Source organism: Pseudoalteromonas sp. MMG010, assembly GCF_018100905.1.
In the GTDB taxonomy this organism is placed as follows: Bacteria; Pseudomonadota; Gammaproteobacteria; order Enterobacterales; family Alteromonadaceae; genus Pseudoalteromonas.
Genome location: NZ_JAGJEG010000019.1, coordinates 1 through 20,039, shown reverse-complemented (window position 1 = coordinate 20,039; position 20,039 = coordinate 1). Strand labels below are relative to the sequence as shown.

Annotated in this window: 20 protein-coding genes; all 20 read left to right on the top strand. The window is 39.0% G+C overall.

Annotation, left to right across the window (positions count from 1 at the left end; all coding sequences use genetic code 11):
• Positions 1 to 455 precede the first annotated feature (455 nt).
• The 20 genes from rpmH to glmU all read left to right on the top strand — a co-directional run bounded on the left by rpmH (position 456) and on the right by glmU (position 19,341).
• Positions 456 to 590 carry a 50S ribosomal protein L34 gene (gene rpmH / locus J8L70_RS15175; protein ID WP_004335215.1) on the top strand — a complete coding sequence of 45 codons (135 nt, stop codon included), beginning with the start codon at positions 456 to 458 and terminating at the stop codon, positions 588 to 590.
• A 7-nt stretch (positions 591 to 597) separates the two neighbouring features.
• On the top strand, positions 598 to 1,023 hold the full coding sequence (gene rnpA / locus J8L70_RS15170) for a ribonuclease P protein component (protein ID WP_211056421.1): 426 nt from the start codon (positions 598 to 600) through the stop codon (positions 1,021 to 1,023).
• A 125-nt stretch (positions 1,024 to 1,148) separates the two neighbouring features.
• Positions 1,149 to 1,424, top strand: coding sequence for a membrane protein insertion efficiency factor YidD (gene yidD, locus J8L70_RS15165; protein ID WP_211056420.1), 276 nt, complete (start codon positions 1,149 to 1,151; stop codon positions 1,422 to 1,424).
• 8 nt (positions 1,425 to 1,432) lie between these two features.
• A complete protein-coding gene (gene yidC, locus J8L70_RS15160) occupies positions 1,433 to 3,067 on the top strand; it encodes a membrane protein insertase YidC (RefSeq protein WP_211056419.1) in 1,635 nt (544 codons plus the stop codon).
• A gap of 135 nt (positions 3,068 to 3,202) precedes the next feature.
• The gene (gene mnmE, locus J8L70_RS15155) at positions 3,203 to 4,567 is read left to right on the top strand and encodes a tRNA uridine-5-carboxymethylaminomethyl(34) synthesis GTPase MnmE (protein ID WP_211056418.1); all 1,365 of its coding nucleotides are present in this window, start codon (positions 3,203 to 3,205) and stop codon (positions 4,565 to 4,567) included.
• Positions 4,568 to 5,431: 864 nt separating this feature from the next.
• Positions 5,432 to 5,884, top strand: a complete 453-nt coding sequence (locus tag J8L70_RS15150; protein WP_211056417.1) for a flavodoxin domain-containing protein — start codon at positions 5,432 to 5,434, stop codon at positions 5,882 to 5,884.
• A 415-nt stretch (positions 5,885 to 6,299) separates the two neighbouring features.
• A complete protein-coding gene (gene mnmG, locus J8L70_RS15145; protein WP_211056416.1) occupies positions 6,300 to 8,189 on the top strand; it encodes a tRNA uridine-5-carboxymethylaminomethyl(34) synthesis enzyme MnmG in 1,890 nt (629 codons plus the stop codon).
• A 15-nt stretch (positions 8,190 to 8,204) separates the two neighbouring features.
• Complete coding sequence (gene rsmG, locus J8L70_RS15140) at positions 8,205 to 8,825, top strand: 16S rRNA (guanine(527)-N(7))-methyltransferase RsmG (RefSeq protein WP_211056415.1); 621 nt, start codon at positions 8,205 to 8,207, stop codon at positions 8,823 to 8,825.
• Positions 8,826 to 8,837: 12 nt separating this feature from the next.
• Positions 8,838 to 9,623, top strand: a complete 786-nt coding sequence (locus J8L70_RS15135; RefSeq protein WP_211056414.1) for a ParA family protein — start codon at positions 8,838 to 8,840, stop codon at positions 9,621 to 9,623.
• A gap of 19 nt (positions 9,624 to 9,642) precedes the next feature.
• Positions 9,643 to 10,551: a ParB/RepB/Spo0J family partition protein gene (locus J8L70_RS15130; RefSeq protein ID WP_211056413.1), complete on the top strand. Its 909-nt coding sequence runs from the start codon at positions 9,643 to 9,645 to the stop codon at positions 10,549 to 10,551.
• A 245-nt stretch (positions 10,552 to 10,796) separates the two neighbouring features.
• A complete protein-coding gene (locus J8L70_RS15125) occupies positions 10,797 to 11,177 on the top strand; it encodes an ATP synthase subunit I (RefSeq protein WP_211056412.1) in 381 nt (126 codons plus the stop codon).
• A 14-nt stretch (positions 11,178 to 11,191) separates the two neighbouring features.
• Positions 11,192 to 12,049 carry a F0F1 ATP synthase subunit A gene (atpB, locus tag J8L70_RS15120; RefSeq protein ID WP_211056411.1) on the top strand — a complete coding sequence of 286 codons (858 nt, stop codon included), beginning with the start codon at positions 11,192 to 11,194 and terminating at the stop codon, positions 12,047 to 12,049.
• Positions 12,050 to 12,110: 61 nt separating this feature from the next.
• A complete protein-coding gene (gene atpE, locus J8L70_RS15115) occupies positions 12,111 to 12,344 on the top strand; it encodes a F0F1 ATP synthase subunit C (RefSeq protein WP_004588071.1) in 234 nt (77 codons plus the stop codon).
• 43 nt (positions 12,345 to 12,387) lie between these two features.
• Positions 12,388 to 12,858 carry a F0F1 ATP synthase subunit B gene (atpF, locus tag J8L70_RS15110; protein WP_211056410.1) on the top strand — a complete coding sequence of 157 codons (471 nt, stop codon included), beginning with the start codon at positions 12,388 to 12,390 and terminating at the stop codon, positions 12,856 to 12,858.
• Between the two features lie 16 nt (positions 12,859 to 12,874).
• Positions 12,875 to 13,408: a F0F1 ATP synthase subunit delta gene (atpH, locus tag J8L70_RS15105; RefSeq protein ID WP_211056409.1), complete on the top strand. Its 534-nt coding sequence runs from the start codon at positions 12,875 to 12,877 to the stop codon at positions 13,406 to 13,408.
• A gap of 14 nt (positions 13,409 to 13,422) precedes the next feature.
• Entirely contained in the window at positions 13,423 to 14,964 is a 1,542-nt protein-coding gene (gene atpA, locus J8L70_RS15100; protein WP_211056408.1) for a F0F1 ATP synthase subunit alpha, read from the top strand.
• Positions 14,965 to 15,024: 60 nt separating this feature from the next.
• Positions 15,025 to 15,885, top strand: a complete 861-nt coding sequence (gene atpG, locus J8L70_RS15095; protein WP_211056407.1) for a F0F1 ATP synthase subunit gamma — start codon at positions 15,025 to 15,027, stop codon at positions 15,883 to 15,885.
• A 33-nt stretch (positions 15,886 to 15,918) separates the two neighbouring features.
• A complete protein-coding gene (gene atpD / locus J8L70_RS15090) occupies positions 15,919 to 17,304 on the top strand; it encodes a F0F1 ATP synthase subunit beta (RefSeq protein WP_211056406.1) in 1,386 nt (461 codons plus the stop codon).
• 13 nt (positions 17,305 to 17,317) lie between these two features.
• Positions 17,318 to 17,740 carry a F0F1 ATP synthase subunit epsilon gene (locus tag J8L70_RS15085; protein WP_211056405.1) on the top strand — a complete coding sequence of 141 codons (423 nt, stop codon included), beginning with the start codon at positions 17,318 to 17,320 and terminating at the stop codon, positions 17,738 to 17,740.
• Positions 17,741 to 17,982: 242 nt separating this feature from the next.
• Entirely contained in the window at positions 17,983 to 19,341 is a 1,359-nt protein-coding gene (gene glmU / locus J8L70_RS15080; RefSeq protein ID WP_211056404.1) for a bifunctional UDP-N-acetylglucosamine diphosphorylase/glucosamine-1-phosphate N-acetyltransferase GlmU, read from the top strand.
• Positions 19,342 to 20,039 lie beyond the last annotated feature (698 nt).

Below are 20,039 nucleotides of genomic sequence, written 5' to 3'. Positions count from 1 at the left end.
ATTTTCATACAATAAATACGTTTAAATTGCCAAGTTTACGGCATAAGACCATACATTATGACGTTACTTTATCCACAAGTAAAAGACTGATTTTAATAAAATTGTTGATAAAACTGTATAAACAATATAAACCAATGTTTTTTAAAGACTTTTAATTTACCGGGTGATTATTGATCATAACAAAATCGACATAAGATCGCGACCTAAATTTACGATCTAACTTACTTTTCCCATGCTTTTATTCACTTTGTGAACAAGCCTTGTGGAAAACTCTATATATATGATGATCCTAAGCGATCATAAATAACGATCGGTACTATTAAAGGTGCTTGTAGTGTAATTAGCATTGACTTTTACTTCGTCCTTCTATAATATCTCGCGCTCGCAATGGCACCTGTGCCAGGATCGCGACCTGCATAGGATGTTTTAACTTTAACCGATCGGATGGAATTGTAATGAAAAGAACTTTTCAACCTAGCGTTTTAAAACGCAAACGTGCTCACGGTTTCCGTGCTCGCATGGCAACTGTAAATGGCCGTAAAGTATTAGCTCGTCGTCGTGCTAAAGGCCGTAAAGTTCTTTCTGCTTAATATATAAGTGGAAGACTTTAACTTTGGCAGGGAGTTACGTCTGTTAACTCCCTCGCATTACTCTCGCATATTTAATGAACCCGCTCGGGCCGCTACTCCTTTATTTACTTTATTAGCAAAACCAAATGACCTTGATAATCCACGGTTAGGCTTAACTGTTGCTAAAAAACGTGTAAAAAAAGCATGCCAACGAAACCGTATTAAACGACTTGCTCGCGAAAGTTTTCGTTTAAATAAACATAACATTGATAATATCGATATTGTGTTAATGGTTAAAACCGGTATTGATGAGCAATCGAACGAAGAAATTACAAAACAACTTACGAAGTTGTGGCGTAAAATTAATGAACGCTGTAAACCTGGTGCACCTAAACCACCTCCTTTTAAAAAACGCCCTAACAAATCAGCTAAATCGAATAAACAAACCCGATAGCAATAGAAATATTGGGTTAATTAGGGTATCTTTAGCTCACCTTTTAATCATGCATATAAAGACATTAAAATATCCTTTATTTACATGGTAATTACTCACTAATTTTTTGCAGAGGTATAAACATCATGAGGTTACTGAAACCACTTGTTGCTTTACCAAAACAAGTATTAGTTTTTTTTATTCAAGGTTATCAAAAGTGGATTAGCCCACTATTAGGTCCGCATTGTCGCTTTAACCCAACCTGCTCCAGTTATGCTATTCAAGCAATTAATTTGCATGGTGCATTAAAAGGAAGTTGGCTTGCGTTAAAACGAATATTAAAATGCCATCCTTTGCATTCGGGTGGGGATGACCCCGTACCTGAAAAAGTAACCCATATTAACCACCAACACGAGAAATAAGAGCTGTTATGGAATCGCAACGCACGTTTTTATTCATCGGCCTAATGCTTGTATCGTTTTTATTATTTCAAGAATGGAATAATGATTACAATGCGCCTAAAGTCGATCCTAGTGCCACTACACAAACACAACAAGCAATATCACCTGAGTCAGACGACTTTATACCGTCTTCATCTGATAATGGATTGCCAACGACATCAACATCAGCAAAGCGTTCGGTTATTGAGATAACTACCGATGTATTTACTGTAAAAATAGATACGAATGGCGGTGATATTGTCGAATCCGATTTACTTCAATATGAAGAAGTAAAAGGTAACGATACTCCTTTTATGCTATTGGGTGAATTTGATGGGAATCAATATTTTTCTCAAAGTGGATTAATTGGTTTAAACGGCCCAGATGAAACCGTTAAAGGTAGACCCACTTATCATAGCGAACAACAAAGCTACACTTTATCTGGTGATGAACTTCGTGTGCCATTACAGTTTACTGATAGCAATGGTGTTAACTTCGTAAAAACTTATGTATTTAAAAAAGGACAATACGATGTCGCTTTAGAATACACAGTTAACAACACCACCAGCAACCCAATTCAAGTACAGTTATATACTCAAATAAAACGTACGGTACAAGAAAAAGGCAGCTTAGTAGAACAAAACTACCTAGGTGCAGCTTACGGTACAGATGATGAACCATACGAAAAATACAGTTTTTCTGATATGGCTGAAAAAAATCTTACTAAAAGCACTCAAGGTGGTTATGTTGCATTTATTCAACATTACTTTGTAAGTGCATGGGTACCGAATCAAGAACAAAATAATAGTATTTACAGTTTAATCACTGGAAATAATGCTGCAATTATCGGTACTAAAGCACCGGCAGTAAATATTGCTGCAGGTTCTCAACAAACTATATCTGCTACATACTATATGGGTCCTAAAGAATCGGATGTACTAGAAGCACTTCATCCTGATTTAGATCTAACAGTAGATTACGGTTGGTTATGGTTTATTTCACAACCTTTATTTGAATTACTAAAATGGTTGCACAGCATTTTAGGTAACTGGGGTGTGGCAATTATAGCGATCACCGTTATCGTTAAATCACTAATGTACCCACTTACTAAAGCGCAATATACCTCAATGGCTAAAATGCGTGCCCTACAGCCAAAAATGGCTGCACTAAAAGAGAAATATGGTGACGATCGCCAGAAGTTCGGCCAAGCTACAATGGAAATGTACCGCAAAGAAAAAGTAAACCCTATGGGTGGCTGTTTCCCTATTTTGCTACAAATGCCAATTTTCTTAGGCTTATTCTATGTATTTTTAGAATCGACAGAACTTCGCCATGCTGAATTTATTTTCTGGTTAACTGACTTATCAGCAAAAGACCCGTACTTCATATTACCAATATTATTTGGTGCAAGTATGTTTGTGACACAAAAGCTGCAACCGATGACAGTAACCGATCCAATGCAACAGAAAATGATGACCTTTATGCCGGTTATCTTCTCAGTATTTTTCTTGTTCTTCCAATCTGGTTTAGTACTTTACTGGTTGGTTTCAAACTTAATTTCAATTGCGCAAATGCTTTACATTTACCGCGGTATGGAAAAGAAAGGTATTAAAGTGAGAGGCTAATAAGCCACTTACTAAAAAAGGCGACTTAGGTCGCCTTTTTTATTGCCCTTTTTTTACTAAGGTATTCGCGACTACTTAAGCCATAGGTTACAATATGCTCTTATCGTTATTCGTAAAATTGGCAAATAAAATAACATGATTAATCAAGATACAATTGCAGCACAAGCAACAGCTCCCGGACGAGGTGGTGTTGGTATTATTCGCGTATCAGGAAGTTTAGCTAAAAGCGTAGCTGAAAAAATAATAGGTAAAGTACCTAAAGTTCGCTATGCCGATTATGTACCATTTAAAAGCTTAACTGGCGAGCAACTAGACCAAGGTATTGCTATATTTTTTGCAGGCCCTAACTCATTTACTGGCGAAGACGTACTTGAATTACAAGGTCATGGCGGCCCTGTTGTACTTGATATGTTATTAAAAGAAATAAGCCAAATTAACGGCGTTCGTTTAGCTAAACCAGGCGAATTTTCCGAACGTGCTTTTATGAACGATAAACTTGATTTAACTCAAGCAGAAGCCATAGCCGACCTCATTAATGCAACAAGCGAACAAGCTGCTAAAAGTGCCTTACAATCCTTACAAGGCGAGTTTTCTAAGCAAATAGAAACCTTAGTAGAAAAAGTAATTCATCTTCGCATGTATGTAGAAGCAGCCATCGACTTTCCAGATGAAGAAATTGATTTTTTATCTGATGGTAAAGTGGGCAATGATTTAAACGCAATAATATCTCAACTTCACTCCGTTACCAGCCAAGCTAAGCAAGGCAGTATCATGCGCGAAGGGATGCGGGTTGTGATCGCAGGCAGACCCAATGCAGGCAAATCAAGCCTACTGAATGCATTGGCAGGACGAGAAGCCGCTATCGTTACTGAAATAGCTGGCACCACACGTGATGTATTACGTGAACATATTCATATCGATGGTATGCCTTTACATATTATTGATACCGCAGGCCTTAGAGAAAGCCCAGACAAAGTAGAACAAATAGGAATTGAGCGTGCATGGGATGAAATAAGCCAAGCTGATCGCGTTCTGTTTATGCTTGATGGTACTGATACACATGACACCGACCCTCATGTTATTTGGCCTGAGTTTATGGCTAAGCTCCCCAGCGGTATGGGCGTTACTGTGATCCGAAATAAAGCCGATTTATCGGGAGATCAGGTCGGTATAAACGAACAACAACAGTACCCTGTTATTAGTTTAAGTGCTAAAAATTCAGAAGGTATAGAGTTAGTTCGTACTCACTTAAAAGAATGTATAGGGTTTCAAGGTGCAACCGAAGGTGGTTTTATGGCACGCCGTCGCCACCTTGATGCATTAGCAAGTGCAGCTCATCACTTAGACACTGGTAAAACACAGTTAGAAATGCATATTGCCGGTGAAATACTGGCTGAAGAACTACGTTTAACACAACAGTTTTTAAATGAAATTACCGGAGAATTTAGTTCGGATGATCTATTAGGTAAAATATTTAGCTCATTTTGTATCGGTAAATAAAACCATTAAACGTACTTTTTTTAAAGTTTAAGGGCACATTGAGTGCCCTTTTTGCTGCCTAAAAATCCTGTAATTTTATAATATGCGTTTATAAAGTAATTTTTATACTCGGGTAGCAAAATAAAAAATAGCGTATTATTACCACTTAAATATGACTAATTTAAAGCCTGTTTACAAATAAAAAACGGTTAATACTGGTTGATTTATACTCGATATTTATCAGCTTTATCAGTAATAAGGCCAGTGTAAAACGTAAGACAATCCATTTAAAAATGGATAAAGATACAAATACTTTCCTTAAAAAACCAAAAACCCCTTCTTTTTATCTGTATATAAAATACTAATTCAAAATTAGTTATCCACATTTGTATGATTTTTGTCAAATTAGAGTCGTAAATTGGCTTATTTTTTTAGCGTTATTGAAGGTTCTTCTTAAAAAAGAGTATTAATTTTAATAAAAAATCGATTTTTTACTTAGATCTAAAAAATAGATCCGTTTTTATTATACTTTTATTGATCGTTAAAATAAGTTATTAACAGGCTTTATATCCACATTATGATCTATCGGATTACCACGTCGTAAATTTATTCGTCATCTCTGTATTTATTACTTTAAATCGGTAGTGTAAGAGTATTATTGATTATTTAATCAGAACTTTCCCCAAACTTATAAACAGCTTAACCCAAGATAATAAGCTAATTTAATAAAATTATTTTTATTATAATCATCAACTTAATTAAACTTATAGGCAATAGTCTAATAAAAGCACTAAAAAAGTTATCCAAAATAATACTCTTCACTTTACTGTTTAAGTCAGTCAGTTATCATTACAATATAAAACAGCAAGATGATCATCTAAATATATGGAATCAGTAAACATTATTGTAGGCAGTCAAATGGGATCTGCCGAGTATGTCGCAGAGCAATTAAACGATAAACTTAATGATCAAGGAGTGGTGTCTATTCTTCATGATCAGCCAGTATTTAGTGAAATAAATCATACTGATACAACTTGGTTGGTATGCACTTCAACCTATGGGGCTGGTGATTACCCTGAAAACTTAATTCGTTTTATTGATGAATTGTCTCAATGCAATAACTTACCAAGCCTAAAATATACGGTGATCGGTTTAGGCGATACAAGCTACGATACATACAACTTAGCTGGGCGCAAAGTAGATGACTTACTAGCAAGTAAAGGCGCTACGCGAATAGATGAACGATTAGAGTTAAATATTTTAGATGAAGCACTACCAGAAGATACCGCATTAGTATGGTTAGATTCGTGGATAGAAAAATCAGGATTATTAGGATAAAAACGAATTAATAAAGTTACCCACAATTTGCTAATAATTTAATAACTTTTGTGGATAACCGCTGATCAAACTGCTTTTTTAACCATGATTATCCATTGGATAAGATCCAATGAATAACCCCCTGTGCATAAGTAGCCATTTTGGTCAGAGCTTATTTGCCTGTAGATCCGATCATATTAACACCTTTAGATCGGATCTAACATGCTGTTTTAAGTGAAGAAGCAATGCTTATCAACAGAAAACCTGATCACTAATAGTAATAGTATTAAAAGATCTCTTTAAAAAGATCTTTATATTATTAGAGATCACTTAGTTAGATCTTGAGTACAGTTTAATCATTTATCTTCTGCTCATTTCTAGGTAGAATACGCTCCCTTTTGAAGTTTACTGGTTTGGTTTAAGTAGGATCCCATAAATGATTTATCACGAAAATTTTGACGTTATTGTTGTCGGCGGCGGACATGCAGGCACTGAAGCTGCACTAGCGGCTGCGCGTATGGGAATGAATACCCTATTGCTAACTCATAACATGGATACTCTTGGCCAGATGTCGTGTAACCCTGCGATCGGCGGAATCGGTAAAGGTCATTTGGTAAAAGAAATTGATGCGCTGGGTGGAGCAATGGCACAAGCGATTGACAAAGGTGGTATTCAATTTCGTACATTAAATTCTTCTAAGGGACCTGCTGTTAGAGCAACAAGAGCGCAAGCCGATCGTGCGTTATACAAAACAGCAATCCAAACCACATTACAAAACCAAGAAAACTTAAAAGTTTTCCAACAATCGTGTGATGATCTTATTGTAGAAAACGATCGTGCTGTTGGTGTTGTTACACAAATGGGATTACGTTTTAAAGCTTCTTCTGTTGTATTGACTGTAGGTACATTCTTAGGTGGTCAGATCCATATTGGGCTTGAGAACTTTAAAGGTGGCCGTGCTGGCGATCCTCCTTCTATCGCTTTAGCAAATCGTTTACGTGAATTACCATTTCGTGTTGATCGTTTAAAAACAGGTACTCCACCGCGTATTGATTCAAACACGGTTGATTTTAGTAAAATGCAAGAACAACCAGGAGATACTCCTACTCCTGTATTTTCGTTTATGGGTAAACAAAGCGATCATCCGCAACAAATACCTTGCTACATTACTTATACAAACGAAAAAACGCATGAAGTAATTCGTAATAACTTACATCGCTCACCTATGTATTCAGGTGTGATAGAAGGTATTGGCCCGCGCTACTGTCCATCGATTGAAGATAAAATTGTTCGCTTTGCAGATAAAGATAAGCATCAAATATTTGTTGAACCAGAAGGTTTAAGATCAAATGAGCTTTACCCTAATGGTATTTCTACAAGCTTACCTTTTGATGTACAACTTGAAATTGTGCAATCGATACCTGGTTTTGAACAAGCACACATTTGTCGACCTGGTTATGCGATAGAATATGATTTCTTCGATCCTCGTGATTTAAAACAATCGCTAGAAACTAAATTTATTAGCGGATTATTCTTTGCTGGGCAAATTAATGGTACCACGGGCTATGAAGAAGCTGGCGCACAGGGCTTAATTGCAGGCATGAATGCTGCGTTACAAGTGCAAGGCAAAGATGCTTGGACTCCACGCCGTGATGAAGCTTACGTTGGTGTCTTGATTGACGATTTAGCTACATTAGGTACAAAAGAACCTTATCGTATGTTTACCAGCCGTGCTGAGTATCGTTTATTATTACGTGAAGATAACGCTGATATTCGATTAACTGAAAAAGGTCGTGAACTTGGTTTAGTTAATGATGAACGCTGGCAGGCGTTTAATGAAAAAATGGAAGTGATCGCAAAAGAAAAACAACGCATTAAAGATACTTGGATCCATAAGAGTCATGATGTGATCGATCAAGTTAACGCATTGCTTAAAACGCCATTAACACGAGAAGCTAGTTTAGAGGATCTTCTGCGTCGTCCAGAGATTCGTTATGATGATCTTATGGCAATTGATGGCTTAGGATCTGAATTTACAAATCAAGCCGCTTTAGAGCAAGTTGAGATCCACACTAAATACGCAGGTTATATTGCTCGCCAACAAGATGAGATCAATAAGCAACTTCGCCACGAACAAACAATTTTGCCAAAAGAGTTTGATTATTCAACAGTCTCTGGGTTATCAAACGAAGTGGTTGCTAAGTTAACAGATGCTCGACCTGATACAATTGGTCAAGCTTCACGTATTTCTGGTATCACCCCTGCCGCTATTTCGTTATTATTGGTTTATCTGAAAAAGCAAGGCTTGTTGCGTAAAACAGCGTAACAGTAAAGGTATAGTGTGTTACAACAACAATTAGCTACATTGTTAGCGCAAACAAATATTGCGCTAACTGAAAAACAACAACAACAGCTTGTTCGTTATGTTGAGTTACTCGATAAATGGAACAAAGCATATAATCTAACCTCGGTACGTTTACCTCAAGAAATGATGGTAAAACATATTATGGATAGTTTAGTTGTTGCTCCACATTTACCCGGTCATCATTATATTGATGTTGGTACTGGCCCGGGTTTGCCTGGTATTGTGTTAGCAATCGCATTACCAAATACCCAATTTGTTTTACTTGATAGTTTAGGTAAACGCGTTCGTTTTTTAATGCAAGTAAAACACGAGTTAGGACTTGATAACGTGACTCCTGTACAGTCAAGAGTTGAAGAATATCAACCAAGTGTTAAATTAGATGGCGTTTTAAGTCGAGCGTTTGCTTCATTACAAGATATGGTGCAATGGTGTTCGCACTTAATTGATGGCTCTGGAAAATTTATTGCTTTAAAAGGTGTTTTTCCAAGTGATGAACTTGAATCTTTACCAGATGGTGTAAAGTTTGAAGAAAAAATATCACTTTCAGTGCCTGAGTTAGATGCACAACGTCATTTAATTATTCTTTCTAAAGACTAGGGATCAGAATCTGTGGCAAAAGTCATTGCATTTGCAAATCAAAAAGGTGGAGTTGGTAAAACAACAACGGCTGTCAATCTTGCTGCATCTATGGCTGCAACAAAGCGTAAAGTATTGCTGATAGATTTAGACCCTCAAGGTAATGCGACCATGGGCAGTGGTGTAGATAAATATGGTGATGTACCGACCATTTATGATCTACTGATAGAAGATAAGCCCATTGAAGAAGTTATTATTAAAGAAACGTCTGCTGAATATCATATGATCGCTGCTAATGGCGATGTCACTGCTGCAGAAGTAAAGCTGATGGAGTTATTTGCTCGCGAAGTACGATTAAGAAATGCGCTTGAGCAAATCCAAGATCAATACGAGTTTATTTTTATAGACTGTCCGCCTTCATTAAATATGCTAACCGTTAATGCAATGGCCGCAGCGGACTCTATTTTAGTGCCTATGCAGTGTGAATATTATGCATTAGAAGGCCTAACAGCATTAATGGATACAATTACGCAATTATCTAAATTAGTGAATCCTAATTTACAAATCGAAGGTATTTTACGTACTATGTACGACCCGCGTAATCGATTAGCAAATGATGTATCGGAACAACTAAAGCAGCATTTTGGTGATAAAGTATATCGTACTGTTATTCCACGTAATGTTCGTTTAGCAGAAGCCCCTAGCTTTGGTGCCCCTGCAATGTATTATGACCGGGCATCAAGTGGTGCAAAAGCATATTTAGCCCTTGCTGGTGAAATGTTGCGCAGAAAAGAAAAAGCAAAGAGCGTTGTCGCCTAATTTTGAGGTAAAAAATAACATGTCTGCAAAAAAACGTGGTTTAGGTCGAGGGCTCGATGCACTTTTAAGTTCCTCAAAGCCAGCTGCAAATAAACAAAATAATGAAAAAAGCACCCATGCGCCTGCTGAGCAATCAATTCAAAGTGAATTACAAAAATTGCCGATAGAGTTTTTACACTCTGGAAAATACCAGCCACGCAAAGATATGTCTGAAGAGGCGCTTGAAGAGCTTGCCAGTTCAATACGTTCGCAGGGGATTATTCAGCCTATCGTGGTTCGATTAATTGATACCGATAGCTACGAAATTATAGCGGGTGAACGTCGCTGGCGTGCAGCACAATTAGCAAAATTAGACACAGTACCTTGTATTATAAAAAATGTGCCTGACGAAGCGGCCGTTGCAATTGCTTTAATAGAAAATATTCAGCGCGAAGATTTGAACGCAATGGAAGAAGCCGTTGCATTACATCGTTTGTTAACCGAATTTGAATTAACACATCAACAAGTTGCTGAAGCAGTGGGTAAATCACGTACTACAGTGACAAACTTACTTCGTCTTAATAACTTACAAGATGATGTAAAAATATTGCTTGAGCATGGCGATATAGAAATGGGCCATGCACGTTGTTTACTGGCGCTTGAAGGAGAGCAACAATCTGAAGCTGCTCGTTCAGCGGTTGCCAAAGCACTGACTGTTCGTGAAACAGAAAAGCTAGTGCGTTCTATTTTAGAACCTGTGGTAGTAAAAGAAGCAATAGAAAAAGATCCTGATGTGAAAATGCTTGAACAAAAGCTAGCTGAAAACTTAGGTGCAAAAGTCGATATTAATTATAATGCTAAGGGCAAAGGTAAATTAGTTATTTCGTATACCAATTTAGATGAGCTTGATGGCATTATTAGTCGTATAGGTAACGAAAACACCAAATAACCTCACCACCTTTATTATTAAGCTTATACCGTAAAATACGATGGTATAAGCTTAATTTAAGTCATATTTAGCTGAATCAAATCGTTTATTTACAATTGTAATCTCAACAATATGTCCAAAATGAGACATTCGTCATTATTTTGCACCACAATGCATCGACTCAAGTTGCAAAATTGCTAAGAACCAGTATAATTTCGCCAGTTTTAACACCCTTATAATTAGAACGCCGTTAAGGTTAATTAAACGTGACTAATAAGTTAGCAAGTCCCTATCGGATTGCCGTATTAAAATTGATTTGTCTTCAGGGTGTCGTAGCATTAGTTGCTGCCATGATTATTTGTATCGGTTGGGGAGTAGATGCCGGTGTTTCAGCAATTGCTGGAGCCGCTGTTGCAATCCTCCCCCACTGTGTATTTGCCGCTTATGCATTTCGTTATATGGGTGCAAGTAGAGCAAATCAAGCGTATACCTCGTTAAAGCGCGGTAACGGACTAAAATTTTTGCTAACAATTATATTGTTTGCATTGGTACTAAAGCATTTTTCGGTAATTTTATTACCTTTTTTTATTATTTATGTACTGGTGTTACTTACAGGATTGTTCGCACCCGTTTTTTTTAAACATTAACTTTGGGATATAACATGGCTGCAGAAGAAGTGACTATATCAAGCCATATCCAACATCACTTAACAAACGCTAAGATGTGTATGACCGACTCTGGTCTTGCCTTCAATAAAGCGTGTGCCGACAGTGGTTTTTGGACATGGAATATAGATACCCTCGCATGGTCGATCGGATTAGGTCTAATATTTTTATGGATCTTCCGTAGTGCCGCAAAAAAAGCACACACAGGTGTGCCTGGTAAATTTCAGTGTTTTATTGAAATGATTGTTGAGTTCGTTGGTGACAACGTACGTGACACTTACCACGGTAAAAGTAAATTAATAGCGCCATTAGCTTTAACAATATTCGTATGGGTATTTTTAATGAACTTAATGGATTTAATCCCTGTTGATTTCTTACCTGCATTAGCTGGTTTTGTTGGTGAACAAGCCTTTGGCATGGATTCACACGACGTATACATGAAAATAGTACCTACCACAGACATAAATTTAACAGCAGCATTAGCGCTGGGTGTATTTATTCTGATGATTGGCTACTCAATTAAGATAAAAGGGGTTGGTGGCTTTATTAAAGAGCTTACGCTTCACCCATTTAGCGCAAACAGTAAAATCGCTATGATTTTCTTAATTCCTTGTAATTTATTACTAGAAACAATCGCTTTAGTGTCTAAGCCTTTCTCGTTAGCACTGCGTTTATTCGGTAACTTATACGCTGGTGAATTGATTTTCATACTTATCGGCGCAGTTGGTTTAATGCAACTTCCGTTGCACTTTGTTTGGGCTGTATTCCATATCTTAGTAATCGTGTTACAAGCATTCGTATTTATGATGCTAACCATTGTTTACCTAAGCATGGCAAGTTCAGATAATCACTAATTTATACACTTTTATATTTAACTTTTAACTTTAATTTACAATTGAAACTTTGGAGAAAAAAATGGAACTAGTATTAGGTCTTAAGTACATCGCAGTTGCTTTACTTATCGGCTTCGGTGCAATCGGTACAGCAATCGGCTTCGGTAACATGGGCGGTAAATTCCTAGAAGCATGTGCGCGTCAGCCTGAGCTTGCACCTTCACTACAAGTTAAGATGTTCATCCTAGCTGGTCTAATCGATGCGGTAGCAATGATCGGTGTAGGTATCGCAATGGTAATCCTGTTCGTACTTTAATTTTATTTTTTTGAACAGCTTACTATTTTAAGGAGGAGCGGTCGTGAGTATAACAGCCACTCTTATCGGTGAATTAATTGCGTTTACGGTGTTTGTACTATTTTGTATGAAATTCGTATGGCCACCACTAAACGGTGCAATTGAAGCTCGCCAGAAAAAAATCGAAGATGGTTTAGCTGCCTCTGATAGAGCCGAAAAAGACTTAGAACTTGCGCAAAAGAAAGCTGCACAGCAGCTTAAAGATGCAAAAGATCAAGCGGCAGATATCATTGAACAAGCTAAAAAACGTGCCGTGCTTATTGTTGACGAAGAAACAGTTCGTGGACAAGAAGAGCGTGAAAAAATTATTGCTCAAGGGCATTCTGAAATTGAATCTGAGCGTAACCGTGTTACAGAAGAGCTACGTACACAAGTAGCAACTCTTGCAGTGGTTGGCGCAGAGCGTATTTTAGAGCGCGAAATCAATCAAGCCGCACATAGTGACATCGTTGAAAAACTTGTCGCTGAGCTGTAATTAGGAGGGTATGAGCATGTCTGAATTGACTACTATCGCTCGCCCATACGCTAAAGCGGCTTTTGAACTTGCCGTTGAAAAAGGCACTACTGATAGCTGGAATGATATGTTGTTCTTCGCGAGTCAAGTAGCTAGCAACGAAGATGTAATAAACATTTTAGCTGGATTGCCTACTGCACCTGCACAAGCTGAGTTATTTAACAAAATTTGTGCAGAGCAAATCAACGAACAAGGTCAGAACCTAGTGAAGGTGATGGCTGAAAATGGGCGTTTAGTTGCTCTACCTGCTGTTGCAGAGTTATTTGCTGAATTAAAAGCAGAATACGATAAAGAAATCGATGTAGATGTGATTTCGGCAACACCTCTTTCTGCAGAGCAGCAAGAGTCATTGGTAGCGGTACTTGAAAAACGTTTCGCACGCAAAGTTAAGCTGAATTGTAGTGAAGACGCTACAGTGGTTGGCGGACTTATTATTAAGTCTGGTGATACTGTAATCGACGGCTCAATCCGCGGTAAATTAAACCGCTTAGCCACAACACTACAATCGTAATTGGGAAAAAGAGCATGCAACTTAATTCCACTGAAATTTCAGATCTGATCAAACAACGTATTGAGCAGTTCGAAGTTGTAAGTGAAGCTCGTAACGAAGGTACTATTGTATCTGTTACTGACGGTATCATCCGCATCCACGGTCTAGCTGACTGTATGCAAGGTGAGATGATAGAGCTTCCTGGCAACCGTTATGCTATCGCACTAAACCTTGAGCGTGACTCAATTGGTGCAGTAGTAATGGGTCCTTACGCTGACCTTACAGAAGGCGTAAAAGTTTACACAACTGGTCGTATCCTAGAGGTTCCTGTTGGTGCTGGTTTACTTGGTCGTGTTGTAAACACACTAGGTGCTCCTATCGATGGTAAAGGCGCTTTAGATAACGACGGTTTTGAACCTGTAGAAAAAATTGCACCAGGTGTAATCGAGCGTCAATCTGTAGATGAGCCAGTACAAACTGGTTACAAATCTATTGATGCGATGATTCCAGTTGGTCGTGGTCAACGTGAGCTTGTGATCGGTGACCGCCAAACAGGTAAAACTGCATTAGCAATCGATGCCATCATCAACCAAAAGAACACAGGCGTTAAGTGTGTGTACGTAGCGGTTGGTCAAAAAGCATCTACTATTGCTAACGTAGTACGCAAATTAGAAGAGCATGGTGCACTTGCAAATACTATCGTAGTTGTAGCATCTGCTTCTGAGTCTGCGGCACTTCAGTACTTAGCACCGTTCTCGGGCTGTACTATGGGTGAATACTTCCGTGACCGTGGTGAAAACGCATTAATCGTATATGATGATTTATCTAAGCAAGCAGTTGCTTACCGTCAAATCTCATTACTACTTAAGCGTCCACCAGGTCGTGAAGCGTACCCAGGTGACGTATTCTATCTTCACTCTCGTCTTTTAGAGCGTGCATCGCGTGTAAACGCTGATTACGTTGAAAAGTTCACTAACGGTGAAGTGAAAGGTCAAACAGGTTCATTGACGGCATTGCCAATCATTGAAACTCAAGGCGGTGACGTTTCTGCGTTCGTACCGACTAACGTTATCTCTATCACCGATGGTCAAATCTTCTTAGAAACTGACCTATTCAACTCAGGTATCCGTCCAGCTGTAAATGCTGGTATTTCGGTATCGCGTGTTGGTGGTGCTGCACAAACTAAAATCGTTAAGAAACTAGGTGGCGGTATTCGTCTAGCCCTAGCTCAGTACCGTGAATTAGCTGCGTTCTCGCAGTTCGCGTCTGACCTTGATGATGCAACTCGTGCTCAATTAGAGCATGGTGAGCGTGTAACAGAGTTAATGAAGCAGAAACAGTACGCACCAATGTCTGTTGCTGAAATGTCTTTGTCGTTATTTGCTGCTGAAAAAGGCTATCTTAAAGATATCGAAATCCCTAAAATTATGGACTTCGAAGCTGCTTTACTTTCATATGCAAATAGCACATACGCAGAGCTTGTAGCTCAAATCAATGAAACAGGTAACTACAACGCTGAGATTGAAGCGAAGCTTAAAGAACTTCTAGAGAAGTTCAAGTCTACGCAAACTTGGTAATTTAGTTATGAATGGTGTGCTTTAGTTTGCTAAAGCCCACCCTGATTCGGAGAGAGAGTTATGGCCAGCGGAAAAGAGATTAAAAGCAAGATCGGGAGTATTAAAAATACTCAAAAGATCACTAGCGCTATGGAAATGGTTGCTGCGTCTAAAATGAAAAAGGCGCAAGAACGAGTGGCTTCAAGCCGTCCATACGCTGAAAAGTTACGCCAGGTGATTGGTCGTGTTGCTCAAGCAAATCTTGATTTTACTCATGCTTTTTTAGAAGAACGTGAAGTAAAGCGAGTTGGTTATATTGTTATCTCTACAGACCGTGGTTTGTGTGGCGGCTTAAACTCAAATGAGTTTAAAAAAGTGGCACAAGACGTTAAAGCGTGGAAAGAAAAAGGTGTTGATGCAGAGTTTGCTACTTTAGGTGGTAAAGCTGCTGGTTTCTTCCAACGTTTTGGTGGTCAAATACTCGCTAAAAAAGCGGGTTTAGGAGATAAACCTTCAGTACAAGACATTATCGGTCCTGTAAAAGTGATGCTTGATGCATTCTCTGAAGGTAAAATTGACCGTTTATTCTTGGTATACAACAATTTTGTTAATACCATGAAGCAAGAGCCAATTATAGATCAGTTACTCCCTTTGCCAAAAGCTGAAGAAGAAGTATCTGCTTACACATGGGATTACTTATACGAGCCAAACCCAGACGCTATTTTAGAAGCGCTGTTAGTACGCTTTATTGAGTCTCAAGTATACCAAGGTGTAGTTGAGAACGCTGCCTCTGAACAGGCTGCCCGTATGGTTGCAATGAAAGCTGCAACAGATAATGCCGGCGACCTTATGGATGAGTTACAGCTTATTTATAACAAGGCTCGTCAAGCTGCAATCACACAAGAAATTAGTGAGATTGTGTCTGGTTCAGCCGCAGTTTAATGCTTCAGGCAAAGATTAAAGAGAGGAATAGACATGAGTTTAGGTAAGGTCGTCCAAATTATCGGTGCCGTTGTGGATATTGAATATTCACAAAACAACGTGCCAGCCGTATATGACGCGCTAAAAGTAACAGATGGCGATTTAGCTGGTTTGACTTTAGAAGTTCAACAGCAGCTAGGTGGCGGTGTGGTACGTGGTATCGCACTAGGTACTACCGACGGTTTACGTCGTGGTGCTTCAGTAGAAAACACAGGTGAAGCGATTAAAGTTCCAGTAGGTACTGCAACTTTAGGTCGTATCATGAACGTACTTGGTGAGCCTATTGATGAAGCTGGCCCTATCGGCGAAGAAGACCGTATGTCAATTCACCGTGCAGCGCCTTCATACGAAGAGCAATCAAGTTCAGTAGAACTTTTAGAAACTGGTATCAAGGTAATCGACCTTGTATGTCCATTTGCTAAAGGTGGTAAAGTTGGTTTATTCGGTGGTGCCGGTGTTGGTAAAACCGTAAACATGATGGAACTTATCCGTAACATCGCAATCGAGCACAGCGGCTACTCAGTATTCGCAGGTGTTGGTGAGCGTACTCGTGAGGGTAACGATTTCTACCATGAGATGAACGATTCAAACGTACTTGATAAAGTATCGCTTGTATACGGTCAGATGAACGAGCCTCCAGGTAACCGTTTACGCGTAGCGTTAACAGGTCTTACTATGGCTGAGAAGTTCCGTGACGAAGGTCGCGATGTACTTTTCTTCGTAGATAACATCTACCGTTATACACTTGCTGGTACAGAAGTATCTGCACTACTTGGTCGTATGCCATCAGCGGTAGGTTACCAGCCTACACTTGCTGAAGAAATGGGTGTACTTCAAGAGCGTATCGCTTCAACTAAGACGGGTTCAATTACATCAATCCAAGCGGTATACGTACCTGCGGATGATTTAACAGATCCATCTCCAGCAACAACCTTTGCTCACTTAGATGCAACAGTTGTACTTTCACGTGATATTGCTTCACTTGGTATTTACCCTGCGGTAGATCCTCTTGATTCATCTTCACGTCAACTTGACCCATTAGTAATTGGTCAAGAGCACTACGATACTGCACGTGGCGTTCAAACAGTTCTTCAGCGTTATAAAGAACTAAAAGACATCATTGCAATTCTAGGTATGGACGAGCTTTCTGACGAAGATAAGCAACTTGTATCTCGTGCACGTAAAATCCAGCGCTTCTTATCTCAGCCATTCTTCGTGGCAGAGGTATTTACAGGTGCATCGGGTAAATACGTTTCACTAAAAGATACAATTGCAGGCTTCAAAGGCATCTTAAACGGTGAATTTGATGATATGCCAGAGCAAGCGTTCTACATGGTTGGCTCTATCGAAGAAGCTCAAGAAAAAGCCAAAAGCATGTAATTAGGAGGGTAGTATGGCAGCTATGACTGTACATCTTGACGTAGTAAGCGCAGAGCAGAGTTTATTCTCTGGTCTTGTTGAATCGATTCAAGTAACTGGTAGTGAGGGTGAGCTAGGTGTAACTCCTGGACACGCCCCACTATTAACTGCCCTTAAACCTGGTATGGTACGTTTAGTAAAGCAATTTGGTCACGAAGAAGTGATGTATGTTGCGGGTGGAACGCTTGAAGTACAACCTTCTCGCGTTACTATTCTTGCTGATGTAGCTGTTCGTGGTGAAGACCTAGACGAGCAAGCAACAGAAGCAGCTAAACGTGAAGCTGAAACGCAAATGGCGAATTCTTCAGCTGCTGAATTAGATTATCAAGAAGCGGCAATGGAATTAGCACAAGCAGTTGCACAGCTTCGCGTAATTCAGCAATTACGTAATAAGTAAGCCTATCTGGTTTTTAAAAGCCCACATTTTGTGGGCTTTTTTGTGCGCGTAATAAAAGTACACGCTAAGGTTATATCAAGGTGTAAATACCGCTACAATATAATCAATTAATAAAGCCTATGTTGCTGTGTGAGATCTTATATCAACTAAGTTTGTATACATGATGTGACTTACCTAGTTTAGTGACTCCGCTTTATTACTAAACAAACAAAGTAAAACAACGGAAAAAGGAAATTGTTTTAATGGCTCTAACGACAGTTATTCTGGCTGCGGGTAAAGGTACTCGTATGCGCTCAGCTCTTCCAAAAGTACTGCATAAAGTAGCAGGTAAACCAATGGTGCAGCACGTTATTGATAACGCAAAAGCATTAGGTGCAACAACCACCAACTTAGTCTATGGTCACGGTGGCGAGCTACTACAACAACAACTTGCCAATAATGAAGTGAATTGGGTATTACAATCTGAGCAATTAGGTACAGGTCATGCTGTTGCACAGGCGAATCCGCACATTAATGATAACGATACGGTATTGGTTTTATACGGCGATGTACCTCTTACAAAGCAATCAACACTTGAGCGCTTATTAGCTGCAACCCCAGAAAAGGGTTTAGCAGTACTCACAGTAAACTTGGCAAATCCTAACGGCTATGGCCGTATGCTACGAGAGGATGGCAAGCTGGTAGGTATTATCGAGCAAAAAGATGCAAGCGCAGAGCAGCTACTTATTAGCGAAGTAAACACTGGCATTATGGCGGTAAACGGCAAGTTTTTAAAAACCTGGTTAGGCAATCTATCTAACAACAATGCACAAGGTGAATACTACCTTACAGATATCGTTGCTATGGCACACAGTGAAGGTGTAGAAATTACCTCAGCACAGCCAGATCATGCAATGGAAGTTGAAGGTGCAAACAACCGCGTACAACTTGCAGGCCTAGAGCGTGCTTACCAATCATGGCAAGCAGAAGAGTTGATGTTAAATGGCGCTACCCTGGCCGACCCTACTCGTATTGATGTACGTGGCAATGTTAAAACAGGCGAAGACGTATTAATTGATATAAACGTTATTTTTGAAGGAAATGTAACCCTTGGTAATAACGTACACATTGGCCCTAACTGCGTACTTAAAAATTGTAGTATTGGCGATAACGTGGTTATAAAAGCTAATACTCTAATTGAAGATGCCAGTGTGGCTGATAAATGTACGCTGGGCCCATTTGCTCGACTTCGCCCCGGTGCAGTAATGGAAGAAGATTCGCACATAGGTAATTTTGTTGAAATGAAAAAAACCCGCTTAGGTAAAGGCTCTAAAGCAAATCACTTAAGTTACTTGGGTGACGCTGAAATTGGCGAAAAAGTGAATATTGGTGCCGGTACTATTACCTGTAACTATGACGGTGTGAATAAATCAAAAACCATTATTGGTGATAACGCCTTTATTGGTTCTAATTCATCGCTTGTTGCTCCGGTAAGTATTGGCGCTACAGCAACCATTGGCGCAGGCTCAGTGATCACCACAACGGTTGAAGATGAACAATTGGCAGTTGCTCGCACTAAACAGCGTAATTTAACTGGGTGGAAACGCCCCGTTAAAAAATAATGATGAAAGGCTACCGTAGGTAGCCTTTTTTATTTCAGCTTTAGCTTATATTGTGCTTTGTAGCATAAGCAAAGATCCTAACGAACTTAAATACTCCCATACAAACGGCGCCCAAATTAAAAAATGTTAAATCACCTGCTCTTTTTACCTCCATTATTTAGGTTGTAGCGTTTATCAAAAGATATGCACAAAGTAATGCAGAGGCATATATTGTTCATAATGTATTATATGATTGGTTCATTAAAAAATAGTAAACCCGCAAGTAAACAAACTTTTTAAAGAACAATAAATATCAGTGGTGTACAAGTGATAGAAAGAACGCTTGTTTTTTGATCTAAATATAGCTGGGACTCCTTATTTTGTATGCCTTTCATACTAATTTCATTTAATTATAAGAAAGATGAAATAAAGTGTTGACCGCCACTCGAATATCCCTATAATGCGACCCCACTGAGACGGCAGAGGGCAACGTATAGCGGGGCACGAACTGATTCAGAGAGTTAAATAAAACTTCGGTTTAAATCTTCTAAAAAAGAAAGTTTAAATTAAGTGTTGACTCTAAAGTTTAAGGGTGTATTATACGCATCCCTTGAGGCGCTAAAGCGACTCAAAACGTTCTTTAACAATATAAAGCAATCATCTGTGTGGGCACTCGTACAGATTGGGTTCTAACAGCCAAGCTACTTAGGTAGTGAGGC